The organism is Alsobacter ponti (assembly GCF_024294805.1).
Classification (GTDB): Bacteria; Pseudomonadota; Alphaproteobacteria; order Rhizobiales; family Beijerinckiaceae; genus Alsobacter; species Alsobacter ponti.
The window spans coordinates 167,227-181,396 of the sequence record NZ_JANCLU010000006.1; the positions used below are offsets into that span (position 1 = coordinate 167,227).

The 14,170-nt window shown below is 70.0% G+C and carries 13 protein-coding genes; 9 read left to right on the forward strand and 4 right to left on the reverse strand.

Translation table 11 applies throughout. The features are described from left to right. The first annotated feature begins 34 nt into the window (after positions 1 to 34). The 3 genes from NK718_RS08450 (at position 35) to NK718_RS08460 (ending at position 2,273) form a co-directional block, all read left to right on the forward strand. Positions 35 to 1,159 (forward strand): extracellular catalytic domain type 1 short-chain-length polyhydroxyalkanoate depolymerase, encoded by a 1,125-nt coding sequence (locus tag NK718_RS08450; RefSeq protein ID WP_254740574.1) that lies wholly within the window; start codon positions 35 to 37, stop codon positions 1,157 to 1,159. A gap of 9 nt (positions 1,160 to 1,168) precedes the next feature. Continuing rightward, positions 1,169 to 1,639 (forward strand): YaiI/YqxD family protein, encoded by a 471-nt coding sequence (locus NK718_RS08455; RefSeq protein WP_254740576.1) that lies wholly within the window; start codon positions 1,169 to 1,171, stop codon positions 1,637 to 1,639. A gap of 61 nt (positions 1,640 to 1,700) precedes the next feature. Then, entirely contained in the window at positions 1,701 to 2,273 is a 573-nt protein-coding gene (locus NK718_RS08460; RefSeq protein WP_254740578.1) for a histidine phosphatase family protein, read from the forward strand. Between the two features lie 37 nt (positions 2,274 to 2,310). Here NK718_RS08460 and NK718_RS08465 read toward each other — a convergent pair whose 3' ends face one another. From NK718_RS08465 to NK718_RS08480, 4 genes are all read right to left on the reverse strand, one after another. Next, positions 2,311 to 3,558 (reverse strand): cell wall hydrolase, encoded by a 1,248-nt coding sequence (locus NK718_RS08465; RefSeq protein WP_254740580.1) that lies wholly within the window; start codon positions 3,556 to 3,558, stop codon positions 2,311 to 2,313. A 155-nt stretch (positions 3,559 to 3,713) separates the two neighbouring features. Then, the gene (locus NK718_RS08470) at positions 3,714 to 4,976 is read right to left on the reverse strand and encodes a class I SAM-dependent methyltransferase (protein ID WP_254740582.1); all 1,263 of its coding nucleotides are present in this window, start codon (positions 4,974 to 4,976) and stop codon (positions 3,714 to 3,716) included. 201 nt (positions 4,977 to 5,177) lie between these two features. Further along, positions 5,178 to 6,647, reverse strand: coding sequence for a cryptochrome/photolyase family protein (locus NK718_RS08475; protein ID WP_254740584.1), 1,470 nt, complete (start codon positions 6,645 to 6,647; stop codon positions 5,178 to 5,180). A gap of 80 nt (positions 6,648 to 6,727) precedes the next feature. Next, on the reverse strand, positions 6,728 to 7,825 hold the full coding sequence (locus tag NK718_RS08480) for a LacI family DNA-binding transcriptional regulator (RefSeq protein WP_254740586.1): 1,098 nt from the start codon (positions 7,823 to 7,825) through the stop codon (positions 6,728 to 6,730). A 158-nt stretch (positions 7,826 to 7,983) separates the two neighbouring features. Between NK718_RS08480 and NK718_RS08485 the strand changes: the two genes are divergently transcribed. The 6 genes from NK718_RS08485 to NK718_RS08510 all read left to right on the forward strand — a co-directional run bounded on the left by NK718_RS08485 (position 7,984) and on the right by NK718_RS08510 (position 14,156). Beyond that, complete coding sequence (locus NK718_RS08485) at positions 7,984 to 9,219, forward strand: ABC transporter substrate-binding protein (RefSeq protein ID WP_254740588.1); 1,236 nt, start codon at positions 7,984 to 7,986, stop codon at positions 9,217 to 9,219. A 93-nt stretch (positions 9,220 to 9,312) separates the two neighbouring features. After that, a complete protein-coding gene (locus NK718_RS08490) occupies positions 9,313 to 10,200 on the forward strand; it encodes a carbohydrate ABC transporter permease (RefSeq protein ID WP_254740590.1) in 888 nt (295 codons plus the stop codon). Next, complete coding sequence (locus NK718_RS08495) at positions 10,200 to 11,087, forward strand: carbohydrate ABC transporter permease (protein WP_254740592.1); 888 nt, start codon at positions 10,200 to 10,202, stop codon at positions 11,085 to 11,087. Before NK718_RS08490 ends, NK718_RS08495 begins: the two co-directional genes overlap by 1 nt. Then, positions 11,084 to 12,184 (forward strand): ABC transporter ATP-binding protein, encoded by a 1,101-nt coding sequence (locus tag NK718_RS08500; RefSeq protein ID WP_254740594.1) that lies wholly within the window; start codon positions 11,084 to 11,086, stop codon positions 12,182 to 12,184. The genes NK718_RS08495 and NK718_RS08500 overlap by 4 nt, the downstream gene beginning before the upstream one ends. A 17-nt stretch (positions 12,185 to 12,201) precedes the next feature. Then, positions 12,202 to 12,960, forward strand: coding sequence for a sugar phosphate isomerase/epimerase family protein (locus tag NK718_RS08505; RefSeq protein ID WP_254740596.1), 759 nt, complete (start codon positions 12,202 to 12,204; stop codon positions 12,958 to 12,960). 35 nt (positions 12,961 to 12,995) lie between these two features. Next, a complete protein-coding gene (locus tag NK718_RS08510; RefSeq protein ID WP_254740598.1) occupies positions 12,996 to 14,156 on the forward strand; it encodes a Gfo/Idh/MocA family protein in 1,161 nt (386 codons plus the stop codon). Positions 14,157 to 14,170 lie beyond the last annotated feature (14 nt).

Genomic DNA, 14,170 nt, shown 5'->3' on the forward strand with positions numbered 1-14,170 from the left:
GTTGGTGCCTGTCGGGGCGGATCGGAGACACGACATGGTGGGACTTGGCAGGCTGGTGAACGAGATGGCGCGCCAGCGGCGCGGCATCGAGGCCGCGATGAGCGCCGCCGGGCTCGCCGGCGCGCCGGCGGCGGAGGCCGACAGCCGCGTGCGCGAGGTGCGGGATTTCGGCTCGAATCCCGGCAATTTGCGCATGTTCGTCCATGCGCCCGCCGAGCTTCCGCCGGCGCCGGCGCTGGTCGTGGTGCTGCACGGCTGCACCCAGACGGCGGCGGGCTACGAGGTGGGAGCGGGCTGGTCGACGCTGGCCGACCGCTACGGCTTCGTTCTGCTCATGCCCGAGCAGCAGGCCGCCAATAATCCGAAGACCTGCTTTTCCTGGTTCCTGCCGGGTGATACGAGCCGCGATTCCGGCGAGGTCCTGTCGATCCGCCAGATGGTCGAGCGCGCCTGCCGCGCCCACGACGTTGACCGCTCGCGCGTCTTCGTGACCGGCCTGTCGGCGGGCGGCGCCATGGCGGGAGCGCTGCTGGCTGCCTATCCGGAGGTGTTCGCGGGCGGAGCCATTGTCGCGGGGCTCCCTTATGGCGCGGCGTCGTCGGTGCCGGAGGCGTTCGAGAGCATGCTGAAGGGCCAGTCGCGTCCGGCGCGGGAGTGGGGCGACCTCGTGCGCGCCGCCTCGCCCCATCGCGGTCCGTGGCCGCGCGTCTCGGTGTGGCACGGCGCGGCGGACTCCACCGTGACGCCGCTCAACGCGCGTGAGATCGTGAAGCAGTGGACAGACGTTCACGGCCTTCCCCTGACGCCGACGCGGGAGGAGGTCGTCGACGGGCAGAAGAGGCGCGTCTGGATCGACGCCGAGGGCCGCGAGGCGATCGAAGACTACAGCATCGCCGGCATGGCGCACGGGACCCCGCTCGGGCTCGGCGGCGAAGAGCCGCTCGGCCGCGCCGGACCGTTCATGCTCGACGTCGGCATCGCGTCGAGCTACCACATTGCGCGCTTCTGGGGCCTGACGGGCGCGCCGAGATCCGTCCCGCCGCGCCGTCCGGCGACCACCGCAGGGCCGGCGGCCGAGCCGTTCCGGCGGCCCACTTCGGGCGCCATCCACGACATCATCTCGCGCGCGCTGCGCGCCGCGGGACTGACCAAGGGCTGACACGACCGGATGGAGATCGTCCTCTACATCGACGCCGACGCCTGCCCGGTGAAGGACGAAGCCTACCGGGTCGCCGCCCGACATCTCGTGCGCACGGTCGTCGTCGCCAATTCCTACATGATGGTGCCGCGCGACCCGCTGATCGAACGGGTGGTGGTCGCCGCCGGGCCGGACCAGGCGGATGACTGGATCGTGGAGCGCGCCGGCCCGTCCTGCGTGGTGGTGACGGCGGACGTGCCGCTGGCCGATCGCTGCGTCAAGGCGGGCGCGACGGTGCTGGCCCCCAACGGCCGGCCGTTCACGCCGGACTCGATCGGCATGGCGCTCGCCACCCGCAACCTGATGACCGATCTGCGTTCCGCCAACGTGGCGACGAGCGGACCCCGGCCGTTCCAGCCCAAGGACCGCTCGGCCTTCCTCTCGGCGCTCGACGTCGCGCTGAACCGCCTCAAGCGGGCCGGCTTCACCGCGTCCGCCTGAAAGATTGCCCTCGGCGCGGGGGCGGTATAGGACGCTTTCTTTTCCGAGCCCCCGAAGCGCCATGACCCGCACCGTCTTCCTCATCCGCCACGGCCAGTCCACCTTCAACGCCCACTACGCGGAGACGGGGGAGGACCCTGGCCACATCGACGCGCCGCTGTCCGAACTCGGTCTCGCTCAGGTCGCCGAGGCGCGCGCCCGTATGGCGGCCGAGCCTGTCGAGCTGGTGGTCGCCTCGCCCCTGACGCGCGCCATCCAGACGGCGTTCGGCATCTTCGACGGGCGCGGCGCGCCCTTTCACGTCACCTGCATGCATCGCGAGAAGCTGGAGAGCAGCTGCGACATCGGCCGCAGCCCCCGTGCGCTCGCCGCCGATTTCCCGCACTTCGCCTTCGACCACCTCGCCGACCCGTGGTGGCACTGCGGCCCGGCGGACGAGCGCGGCATTCCGGTGGAGCCCCACGAGGTGTTCCAGGAGCGGGTGGCGCGCTTTCGGGGATGGCTGCTGGACCGCCCTGAACGCGCCGTCGCCGTGGTCGGCCACGGCACCTTCTTCCGCGAGCTGACCGGCCGCTGGTTCGCCAATTGCGAGGTCGTCGCCCTGCGCGGCCCGAACCTCGAGGTGCAGGAATAGCGCGGAGCTTGTCCGGCGGGCGGAACGGCCCCGGTTGTCAGGTCTGTCCGGGCCGGAGCTGGTAGAAGATGTGCCGGCCGATCACGTCTTTCTTCTGAAGGCGCTTCGCCCAGTAGGGACGCACATAGTTGGCGTGGTAGTGCGTCGCGCCGCCAACCTCGGCGTTGTAGGTCTCGCCGTAGGTGACCTCGCGCGCGATGCGCACGGCGGTGCTCCAGGCTTCCGGCTCTGTCACCCGCAGCGCCTTGCCTTCGCAGGCGAAGGTGAACTGGCAGGCGAGGTGGCGGTTTCGGTTCTGGTACACGACGCCGCACACGCTGGTCGGGTAGAGGCCGCTCTTGACGCGGTTCAGCACCACCTGCGCGACGGCGGCCTGGCCGTCCTCCGGCTCGCTGCGGGCCTCGAAATACACCGCCTCGGCGAGGCAGCGTTCCTCGCGCGTGATGTTTCCGGGGTCGATCAGGCTGGCGTAGCTCGGCCGCTCGTCCATGGAGGGTTTGGCGAGGACGGTGACGGCGGGCTCGCGGGCGCGCAGCGCCGCAAGGCCTTCGGGCGACACCGGAGCGGCGGCGATCTCGATGGGCGTGGCGTCGGCCGGGGCGGGCGTGGTGGAGGAGAGGGCGATGGCGCGCGGCACCGTGGGCGTCGAGCCGGTGCCGGTCGTGGTCGCCCCGGAGGCGCGTGCGGCGGCGGTGGTCTGCGAGGCTAGCGCGCGCGGCGAGTTCTCGCTGGCCAGCGCACCTGGCGTCGTCGCTTCGACACTCGGCGCGGGCTCGAAGCTCGCCACCGAGTCCGGTCCGGGCGCGTCGCCGGTCATCGGCATCAGGATGGTCGGGGGCAGGGCGCGCGGGTCGCGCGTCGAGAGGATCATCGACCCCATGCCGGCCAGCGGCGAGGCGGGTCCATCGCGCCCGACGGCGGCAGCGGGATCGCCCTTGCGGCTGCGGTCGACGGCGGGAAAGCGCGGGGCGGCGCGCTTCATGTCGCCGCGCGGCTTCGGCGCGGCGGCGAGCGCGTCGTCCTGGGCGGTCGGATCGGCGAGAAGCAGGGGATGGAGGGCGGAGTCGCGGCTGGGCGACAGGCGCGGCGACACGGCGAGCAGCGAGGCCGGCAGCCCGGCGATGAGGCGTTCGGGAACCTGGCCCGGCAAGCTCGTCGGCGTCAGCGTTTGGTAGCCGGCAGAGGCGTCGACGCCGGCGTCCGCCGTCGTGGAGACGAGGACCCATCCGCCCAGCAACCAGGGTGTCACGGTCACCGCGGCCCAACGCAGACCCGTACGCATCATTCCCGGATCGACTCCACGCCACTGGCCGCCGCAAGCGGACCGCACTCAGACGGTGGGATGGAACGCCACGATCCCACGCATTCGTTATCGCGCGGTAAGGTTGAGCGCCGGTTAACGCGGGTTGCGGGACGACGTCCCGCGCCGGGAACGGCCTGTCAGGCGGGCTTGGTGTAGACGATCTGGCGAACGTCGATATTGCCGGAGCGGAAGCCCGCCTCGCAGTAGGCGAGGTAGTATTCCCACATGCGGCGGAACCGCTCGTCGAAGCCGAGCTGCACGAGGTTCGGCCATGCCGCGCGGAAGCGCTCCCGCCAGGCGGCCAGCGTCTCGGCGTAGTCGAGCCCGAACACACGCTCCTCGCCGAGCGCGAGGCCGACACGCTCGCCCAGCGACTTCATGATGCCGGGCGTCGGCAGCATGCCGCCCGGGAAGATGTAGCGGCGGATGAAATCCATCTCGCGACGATAGGTGTCGAAAAAGCGGTCCTGGATGGTGATGACCTGCAGGCCGGCGACGCCGCCGTCTTCGAGCCGCCGTGCGACCTGCTGGAAGTAGACGGGCCAGTACTCCTCGCCCACGGCCTCGAACATCTCGATGGAGGCGATGCGGTCGTAACGGCCGGTCTCGTCGCGGTAGTCGCGCAACTGGATGTCGACGCGCTCCGCGAGGCCCTTCTCGAAGATGCGTTTGCGGGCGTAGTCGTACTGCTCCTTCGAGATGGTGAGCCCGGTCACGCGCGCGCCGATCTCGGTCGCCACGAACTCCGCGAAGCCGCCCCAGCCGCAGCCGATCTCCAGCACGTGCGAGTCCGGCCCGATGCGCGTCGTCTCCGCCAGCGCCCGGTATTTGCGGGTCTGCGCGCTCGACAAATCCTCGTCGCGGTGGGCGAACAGGGCCGAGGAATAGGTCATCGTGCGGTCGAGCCACGACTCGTAGAAGCGGTTGCCGAGGTCGTAGTGCGCGTGGATGTTGCGCCGCGAACCGCTCTTCGTGTTGCGGTGGAGCCAGTGCCTGAACAGCTGCCACAGCCGCGCCAGCGCGTGCCCGTCGAGCATGCGGGCGATCAGCTCGTGATTGACGCAGAACAGCTGCAGGAAGCGCGTGAGGTTGGAGGTCTCCCACTCGCCGCGCAGATAGGCCTCGCCGATGCCGATGTCGCCGCCGTGGGCCAGCCGCGTCGCGAAGCCGAAATCGTGGACGGTCATGTCGGCGTCAGGTCCGGGCTTCTCCCCGTCGAACCGGAAGCGGCGGCCGTCCGGCAGCCGGATCGTCAGGCTGCCATGGCTGATGCGCGAGGCGAGCTGGAAGGCGCGCCGCGCCGCCAGCGGCAGGCCGGCGCCGACCGCGTCGACCGTGTCGCGCGTCACGCGAACGATGTCGCTGTCGAGGTCGGCGGCGGGCGGTAGTGTGGGGTTCACGCGTCAGCCCCTTTTATCGACCGGCCGGGGATGGCGTCGCGCCGGCGTCTCCGCCCCGCTCCAGCCGCCGCTCCGGTCCGCTGTCCAGCCCCTCCCAGGTCTCCGTGGCCGGAAGCTGCGGGACGCGCGGCAATGCTGCCACATGACGTCTCGTCGTCAAGGCCTCCACGGGGCAGGCGGAACGACGTCGCGCGGGAGGGGTCACGCGTCCGGCTCCCGCGTCGCCGCAAGCGCCGCCAGCGCGCGGGCGCGCGCCGCGTCGTGGTCGACGATCGGGCCTGGGTAGCCGCGCTTCGACGCGATGCCGGCGAGGAGCCCCGGCCCGGCGCTCCACGGGCGGTGGATGGCGTCCGGCGGCAGGTCCGCGAGCTCGGGCACGAAGCGGCGCACGTAATCCCCCGCCGGGTCCAATTTCTCGCCCTGAAGCACAGGGTTGAAGATGCGGTAGTAGGGCGCGGCGTCGGCCCCCGATCCGGCGACCCACTGCCAGCTCGCGGCGTTGCTGGCCGGGTCGGCGTCGACCAGCGTGTCCCAGAACCACGCCTCGCCGACGCGCCAGTCGATCAGCAGGTGCTTGATGAGGAACGAGGCGGCGACCATGCGCGTCCGGTTGTGCATCCAGCCCGTCTCCCAGAGCTGGCGCATGCCGGCGTCGACGAAGGGATAGCCGGTGCGTCCGCGCCTCCAGGCCTCCAGCGCCGCCGCGTCGTCACGCCACGGCATGGCGTCGAACCTGGGCTGGTAATTGCGCGTCGCCAGATCGGGATTGTGGAAGAGCAGGTGGTAGGAGAACTCGCGCCAGCCCAGCTCGGCGAGGAATTTCGTCAGGTCCGTGGAGGAGGGCGGGCGCTCCGCCGACAGCGCGGCGGCGTGGGCGGCGTGCCAGACCTGCCGGGGCGAGATTTCGCCGAAGCGCAGATGCGGCGACAGGCGCGACGTGCCCGGCAGGTCGGGGCGGTCGCGTCGCGCCGCGTAGCCGCGCAGATCCTCGTCGAGGAAGGCGGAGAGGCGCTCGCGCGCGCCGTCCTCGCCCGGCTTCCACGTGGCGCGAAGCCCGCCCGCCCAGTCCGGCCGGGTCGGCAGCAGGTCGAGCGCGGCGAGCGGAATCTCCCCTGGCCATCGGCCGTCGAGGCCCGGCATGCGGGCCGGGGCGGGCGTCGGGGCAGCAGGCTCGCCGAGCGCCTGCGCCGCCTTCCAGAACGGGGTAAACACCTTCATCGGCGCGCCGGCGCGGCTCTTCACCTCCCACGGCTCGCGCAACAGCGCGGCGTTGAAGCTCTCCGCCTCGCGTCCCGCCGATCGCAGCGCGGCCTTCGCGGCGGAGTCGACCTGGCGCTCGGCCGCGCCGTAGCGCCGGTTCCACACCACGCATGCGGCGTCGGCCGCCTTCGCCAGACCGACGATCGTTTCGGCGCCAGCGCCCCTGAAGATCGCGAGCCGGCCGCCACGCGCGGCCAGGCCGCGCTCCAGCGCGGACAGCGAGTGGTGCAGCCACCAGCGCGACGCCCCGCCCGGCGGGCGGACGTCCGGGCTCTCCTCGTCGAACACATAGGCCGCGAGCACGGGCGCGCCGCGCCGCATCGCGTCGGTGAGGGCCGGGTTGTCGGAAAGGCGCAGGTCGTCGCGGAACCACACGATGACGGGGCGAGGGGAGGTGGATGCGGTCGTCATGGAACCCCGGCTTGGCCGCGTGCGCGGCGTTGGCGACGGGGGGACTACGCCCGGAACTCGCCGGCGGATCAACCTGACCGTCAGCCCATCCGCGCCGGCGCGAGGTCCTGGGAGATGCGACCCGCGGCCTCGGCCGGCGGCGCGCCCGTGCTGGCCCGGGCCAGGAACTCGAACGGCAGGCGCACGCGGCGATGGGCCGCGTCGGAGCGGCCGTCCATCATGCCCAGCAGCAATTCGGCGCCGGCGCGGCCAAGGTCCTGGCGCGGCTGGCGGATGGTGGTGAGCACGGGGTGCGTGTAGTCGGTCTGCTCGATGCCGTCGATGCCCATCACCGACACGTCCTCCGGGACGCTGACCCCGGCGTCGCGCATCACCTTCATGAATCCGATGGCGATCTCGTCGCTGCCGCAAAACACCGCGGTCGGCCGTCGGGTCATCGCGAGGAAGCGTTCGCCCGCCGCGACGCCGCTGCGGTAGGTGTAGCGCATGCCTTCGCCGCCCTCGATGCGCACGATGTCGGCGGGGTCGACGCCCTCGGCGAGCGCACCTTCGCGGAAGCTCGTCCAGCGGGCCGTGTCGACGACATGCTCCCGGGGGCCGGCGGCGTAGCCCAACCGCCGATGGCCGAGCCGCGCCAGATGGCGCGCGGCTTCCCGGCCCGCCGCATGGTCGTCGATGCCCACATCCGGGATGTCGCTGTCGACGATCGGCGACAGGATGGAGACCATCGGCAGTCCCGCGCTCGCCATGCTGCGTCCATGGCTGCCGGGCACGAAGCCGCACAGCAGGATGACGCCGTCGACCTGCCGGGCGAAGGCGAAGTCGACGAAGCGGCCTTCCTTATTTGGAGCGTTGTCGAGATTGCCGATGATGACCCCATAGCCTGCTGGCGCCAGCCCGGTGTCGATGCCGCGCAGCACGTGCGCGTACATCTGGTTGGCGACGCTGGGCACGACGACCAGCACCATCCTGCTGCGCTGGGTGCGCAGCGTACGGGCGCTGTTGTTGGGGGTGTAGCCGCTTTCGGACACCGCGCGCATCACCAGCTCGACGAGCTCCGGCCGCACCCGGTCGGGCGTCGCCAGCGCGCGGCTCACCGTGGCGGTGGACACGCCGGCGCGCGCCGCGACATCGGCGATGGTGGCGGTCGCCCCCGGCCCCGCGGTCCTGCGTCTCACGTCGGCATACTCCTCGCCTCGTATTGCACCGCCCTAGTCTTGCTGCGGTGCGGCAAACTCGGCGTCTTGACACGCCTTCTTAAGCACATCATTGTTTCCGCCAAGTTGTAATCGATTACAGAAACGGCGACAACGCCGTAAAATCAGGGAGGGAACTCATGAAGCATTCTGCTTCAGTGCTCGCGCTCGCCATGGGCCTTGGCTGGTCCGGAATGGCCGTCGCGCAGGAAATGAAAGCCGAGGTGATCCACTGGTGGACCTCGGGGGGCGAGTCGGCGGCGGTCAAGGTGTTCGCCGACCAGTTCCAGAAGGCGGGCGGAACCTGGGTCGACACGGCGATCGCCGGCGGCGCCAACGCGCGCACCGCGGCCATCAACCGGACGGTCGGCGGCACGCCTCCGGCCATGATGCAGTTCAACACCGGCAAGCAGTTCGACGAACTGGTCGAGAACGGCCTCTTGAACGACGTCGAGGCTGTCGCGGCCGAGCAGAAGTGGAAAGACAAGATCCCGCCCGCGATCCTCGCCGCGACGGTGCGCAACGGCAAGATGTACGCCGTGCCGGTCAATATTCACGGCCAGAACTGGCTGTTCTACAACACCGACGTCCTGGCCAAGGTCGGCGCGCAGGAGCCCAAGTCCTTCGACGACCTCTTCCCGATCCTCGACAAGGTCAAGGCTGCCGGCCTGATCCCGCTGGCCTTCAGCGGACAGAAGACCTGGGAACGCAACCTCTTCAACGCCGTCATGCTCGGCCAGGGCGGCGCCAAGCTGTGGCTGTCTGTCTACGGCGACAAGGATCCGGCGGCGGTGAAGAGCGCCGAGTTCAAGAACGTCGCCGAGACCTACGCCAAGCTGCGCAACTATGTCGACGCGGGCGCGCCGGGGCGCAACTGGAACGACGCGACCGCGCTCGTCATCCAGGGCAAGGCCGGCTTCCAGATCATGGGCGACTGGGCCAAGGGCGAGTTCATCGCGGCCGGCAAGACGGCGGGCAAGGAGTATGGCTGCGTCGTGCTCTCCAAGGCCGGCGGAGGCTACGCCATGGGCGGCGACGTGTTCGCCTTCCCCAAGACGAAGGACGCCAACACGCTCAAGGCCCAGGCGGTGCTCGAGAAAGTGCTGCTCGATCCCACCACGCAGATCGAGTTCAACAACAAGAAGGGCTCGATCCCGGTCCGTCTCGACGTCGACACCTCGTCGATGGACGTCTGCGCGCAGAAGGGCGCGAAGATGGTCGCGGACAAGAACCAGCAGGCGCCTGCCCAGGAGCTCCTGACGCCGCCAGCCGTGACCGGCGCGGTCGAGGATGTGATCTCCTCGTTCTGGAACACGCCCGGCCAGAGCGTCGAGACCTTCCAGGACAAGTTCGCCGCGGCGTTGAAGTCGATCTGATCGTCGCCTGCGATCCGGCCCCCGGGCAGGGGGCCGGATCACCCCGTCCGACAGCCCCCGTCTGCGCCCCCGGCGGCGCGGGAGAACCTGTTCATGCTCGCGCTTCGGCCGCGTCTTGCCTCCAAGCTCTCCGCCTGGCTCGCGCTGTCGCCGGCCACGACGATCCTCGTCGTGGTCTATGTCGGCTGCACCGCCTGGACGGTGTGGATCTCGATGACCGCGTCGCGGATGCTGCCGAGCTCCACCTTCGTCGGGCTGCGCCAGTACGACGCGCTTTTCGCCAACGAACGCTGGCAGATTTCGGTCTCCAACCTCGTCGTCTTCGGCGTGCTGTTCATGATCGCGAGCCTCGTGCTGGGCTTCCTGCTGGCGGTCGCCATCGACCAGCGCGTGCGCGCGGAGAACGTGCTGCGCTCGGTGTTCCTCTATCCGTTCTCGATGTCGTTCATCGTCACCGGCCTCGTCTGGCAGTGGCTGCTCAATCCGACCTACGGCATTCAGGCCGTGGGTCGCGGCTTCGGTTTCGAGACCTTCAGGTTCGACTGGATCGTGCGGCAGGAGACGGTCATCTACTGCCTCGTCATCGCCGGCGTCTGGCACGCCGCCGGTCTCGTCATGGCCATCATGCTGGCCGGGCTGCGCGGCATCGACGAGGACATCTGGAAGGCGGCGCGCGTGGACGGCCTGCCGCCATGGCGCGTCTACGTCTCGATCGTCATCCCGATGATGGGCGCGAGCTTCGCCACCGCCGCCGTGCTGCTGGCGACCAGCGTGGTGCGGCTCTACGATCTGTCCGTCGCCATGACCAATGGCGGCCCGGGCATCGCGTCCGAGGTGCCGGCCAAGTTCGTCATGGACCACCTGTTCGAGCGCCAGAACATCGGGCTCGCGACCGCGGCGGCGACCTCGATGCTGATCACCGTGGCGGCGGTGGTCGCGCCGTGGATCTATATCCAGAGCCGACGCCGGAGGGCCGCCTGATGGTCGCCGCCGTCGAACCCGCCGGGCCGCGACCGCGTCCCGTCACCCCGGCCCGCGTCGGGCTCTACGCCTTCCTCGTCATCACGGCGCTGTTCTTCCTGACGCCGCTCTACGTGATGCTGGTCACGTCGTTCAAGACGATGCCGGAGATCCGGCAGGGCAACCTGCTGGGATTGCCCGCCGAGCCGAGCCTGCAGGCGTGGGGCCACGCGTGGTCGGCGGCCTGCACGGGGCTCGCCTGCAACGGCATCAGCGTCGGGTTCTTCAACTCGGTGAAGATCCTCGTGCCGTCCGTCATCGTCTCCATCGCTGTCGGCTCGCTCACCGGCTACGCGCTGTCCTTCTGGCGGGTGCGCGGCGCGTCGGCGCTGTTCGGCGCGCTGATGATCGTGGCCTTCGTGCCGTACCAGATCTTCATCTATCCGCTGGTCCGCATCTTCGCGACCATCGGCATCAACAATTCGATTCCCGGCATCGTCGCCATTCATACAATCTTCGGCCTGCCGACGATGACGCTGCTGTTCCGCAACTATTTCGCCTCGCTGCCGATCGAGCTGTTCAAGGCGGCGCGCGTGGACGGCGCGGGGTTCTTCCGCATCTACAGCTCGGTGATGATGCCGATGGCGACGCCGATGCTGATCGTCGCGGTGATCCTGCAGGTCACAGGCATCTGGAACGACTTTATCCTGGGCCTCGTCTTCGCCGGGCGGGAGAACCTGCCGATGACCGTGCAGCTGAACAATATCGTCAACTCCACCCAGGGCGAACGCCTCTACAACGTCGACATGGCGGCCACGCTGCTGACCGCGCTCGTTCCCCTCGTCGTCTACTTCGCGTCCGGACGCTGGTTCGTGCGCGGCATCGCAGCCGGAGCCGTGAAGGGATGAGCACCAGGGACCAACGCTGCGAGGTCTCCGTGCGCGGAGTCGATATCGGCTTCGGGCGGGTCAAGGTGCTCGAGAAGCTGAACCTCGACATCGCCCAATCCGAATTCATCGTGCTGCTCGGCCCTTCGGGCTGCGGCAAGTCCACGCTGCTGAACGCCATCGCCGGGCTGCTCGACGTCAATGACGGGCAGATCTGGATCGGCGGGCGCAACGTCACCTGGGAGGAGCCGAAGGACCGCGGCATCGCTATGGTGTTCCAGTCCTACGCGCTCTATCCGCGCATGACCGTGCGCGGCAACATGTCGTTCGGTTTGCGCGTGGCCGGCATGCCGGCGGCCGAGATCCAGAAGCGCGTGACCGAAGCCGCCGCGATGCTGAAGATCACGAACTTGCTGGACCGCAGGCCCTCCGAGTTGTCCGGCGGCCAGCGCCAGCGCGTCGCCATCGGCCGGGCCCTGGTGCGCGACGCCGGCGTCTTCCTGTTCGACGAGCCCCTGTCCAACCTCGACGCGCAATTGCGCGTAGAGTTGCGCGTGGAGATCAAGCGCCTGCACCAGCGGCTGAGCGCGACGATGATCTACGTGACGCACGACCAGATCGAGGCGCTCACGCTGGCCGACCGCATCGCCGTCATGCAGGGCGGCGTCATCCAGCAGCTCGACACGCCGCAGAAGGTCTATCGCGAGCCCATCAACCGTTTTGTCGCCTCGTTCGTGGGCTCGCCGTCGATGAACTTCGTGCCCGGCCGGATCGAGGGCGCCAATGGCGTGCTCGCCTTTGTCGGCGGCGACTTGACGATCCCGCTCCAGGGCTACGCCTTCCGCTCGCCCGCCGCTCCCGGCCCGGCGGTGCTCGGCGTGCGCCCCGAGCACGTCCTGGCGGGCGGGGCGGCCGGGCCCGCCGCCATCCAGGCCCCCATCGAGATGATCGAGCCGATGGGCGCGGACAGCCTGGTGTGGTGCCGCATGCCGTCGGGCGCGAGCTTCTCGGTGCGCGTCGACGGAGAGGCGCGCGTCGCTCCCGGCGGGACGCTGCCCGTCTCGTTTCCCGCTACCGCGCTGTCGCTGTTCGACGACGGCCCTGGCGAGCGCCTGTGACCCGCGAGGACCACGCCTTGAGCATACTCGACGACCTCTCGATCCAGCTCTATTCGGCTCGCTTCATGGGAGAGCTGGAGGCGCAGTTCGACCTTCTGGCCGCGATCGGCTACCGCAAGGTCGAGCCTTATGGCGCGCTGTTCTCCGACGTGCCGCGCCTCGAGCGCAACCTTGCGCGTCACGGCATGACCGCGCCGACCGCCCATGTCGGGCTGGAACTGTGGCGCGCCGATCCGCGCCGGACGGCGCAAATCTGTCGCGACCTCGGCATCGAGGTGGCGTTCGTCCCCGCTCCGCCGCAGGGCGAGCGCGACAAGGACGCGGAAGGCTGGCGCACGCTCGGGCGCGAACTCGCCGCGCTTGGCAAGGTCGCCGCGTCCGAGGGGCTTCGGTTCGGCTGGCACAATCACGCCTGGGAGTACGGCAAGGCGGACGATGGGCGCACGTTCCTCGATCTGATCTTCGCCGAGGCGCCGGACATCCTGTTCGAGTTCGATGTCGCCTGGGCGGTGCGGGGCGGCGGCGATCCCATTGCCGAGATCTCCAGGCACAAGGGCCGGCTCGTCGCCTGCCACGTCAAGGATCTCGCGCCTCCCGGGGAATGCCTCGACGAGGACGGCTGGGCCGATCCGGGCCATGGCGTGATGGGCTGGAAAGACCTGTCGGCCCGGCTGCGGCGGGCGGGGGTGCGCTACTTCGTCGCCGAGCACGACAAGCCCAACGACGTCGCGCGCTTCGCCCGCCGCGCCCGCGAGGCGGCGGCGAGCTGGGGCTGAGCGCGGCGACGACAAGACAACGAGAGAGACCGACAATGGCTGAACTTGGCGTGGGGATCGTGGGCTGCGGCGTGATCTCCGGCATCTATCTGGAGAACATGCCCTCCTTCGCCGACATCAGGGCCGTCGCCTGCACCGACATCATCCCCGAGCGCTCGGCGGAAAAGGCGGCCCTGCACGGCATCGCCGACGTCACCCCCGAGGAGATGCTGAAGCGCGACGACGTCGACATCATCCTCAACATCACGCCACCCCTGGTTCACTACGAGGTGAGCCTGGCGGCGCTCGGCGCCGGCAAGCATGTGTTCGGCGAAAAGCCGCTCTGCGTCGAGGTGGAGCACGGACGCCGCCTGGTGGCGGAGGCGGCGGCGCGGAACCTCAAGATCGGCTGCGCGCCGGATACCTTCCTCGGCGCGGGCGGGCGGCTGGCGCGCGAAATGATCGACGCCGGCGTGATCGGCAAGGTCGTGGCGGGATCTTGCAACCTCATGTCCCACGGCATGGAGCACTGGCACCCCGACCCGACCGCCTTCTACCTGCACGGCGGCGGCCCGCTGCTGGACGTCGGCCCCTACTACATGAACGCGCTCATCAACCTGCTCGGACCGGTGGAGAGCGTGCAGGGCCTGACCTCATCGGCCTCGCCGACGCGCCACGTCACCGCGGAGGGTCCACTTCGGGGCCAGCACATCCCTGTGGAGACGCCGACGACGGTGATGGGCCTGCTGCATTTCGCCGGCGGCGCGGACGTCAACATCTTCATGTCGTGGGACGTGTGGAAGCACGGCCATCCGCCCATCGAACTCTACGGCACCGAAGGGACGCTGCGCGTGCCGGATCCCAATTATTTCGGCGGCGTGGTGCAGTACACGCGCCGCGACGGCGACTGGATCACCGTCGACGCCAGCCCGCGCGCCTTCGGCCGTCCCAACTGGCGCTCGCCCTTCTGGACCGACGACCGCCCGAGCCAGGCCAATTACCGCTGCCTCGGGATCGCGGAACTGGCGAGCGCGGTTTCGAACCGCACTCCGCACCGCGCTTCCGGCGACCTCGGCCTGCACGCGTTGGAGACGATGCGCGCCGTGCTGCGGGCCGGCGGAGAGGGCGGAACGGTGCGCTTGCAATCGACCCTGGACCGTCCCCCGCCGCTCCCCGAGGAGGAGGTCGCCAGGTTGTGGAGGGGCGGCTGGCGCTGACGCGCCGGGGCCTC

Excerpts from the sequence above, each read along its gene's own strand:
- NK718_RS08450 (WP_254740574.1), top strand. The coding sequence starts at position 35 with ATGGTGGGACTTGGCAGGCTGGTGAACGAGATGGCGCGCCAGCGGCGC.
- NK718_RS08455 (WP_254740576.1), top strand. The coding sequence starts at position 1,169 with ATGGAGATCGTCCTCTACATCGACGCCGACGCCTGCCCGGTGAAGGAC.
- NK718_RS08460 (WP_254740578.1), top strand. The coding sequence starts at position 1,701 with ATGACCCGCACCGTCTTCCTCATCCGCCACGGCCAGTCCACCTTCAAC.
- NK718_RS08465 (WP_254740580.1), bottom strand. The coding sequence starts at position 3,558 with ATGATGCGTACGGGTCTGCGTTGGGCCGCGGTGACCGTGACACCCTGG.
- NK718_RS08475 (WP_254740584.1), bottom strand. The coding sequence starts at position 6,647 with ATGACGACCGCATCCACCTCCCCTCGCCCCGTCATCGTGTGGTTCCGC.
- NK718_RS08485 (WP_254740588.1), top strand. The coding sequence starts at position 7,984 with ATGAAGCATTCTGCTTCAGTGCTCGCGCTCGCCATGGGCCTTGGCTGG.
- NK718_RS08490 (WP_254740590.1), top strand. The coding sequence starts at position 9,313 with ATGCTCGCGCTTCGGCCGCGTCTTGCCTCCAAGCTCTCCGCCTGGCTC.
- NK718_RS08495 (WP_254740592.1), top strand. The coding sequence starts at position 10,200 with ATGGTCGCCGCCGTCGAACCCGCCGGGCCGCGACCGCGTCCCGTCACC.
- NK718_RS08500 (WP_254740594.1), top strand. The coding sequence starts at position 11,084 with ATGAGCACCAGGGACCAACGCTGCGAGGTCTCCGTGCGCGGAGTCGAT.
- NK718_RS08510 (WP_254740598.1), top strand. The coding sequence starts at position 12,996 with ATGGCTGAACTTGGCGTGGGGATCGTGGGCTGCGGCGTGATCTCCGGC.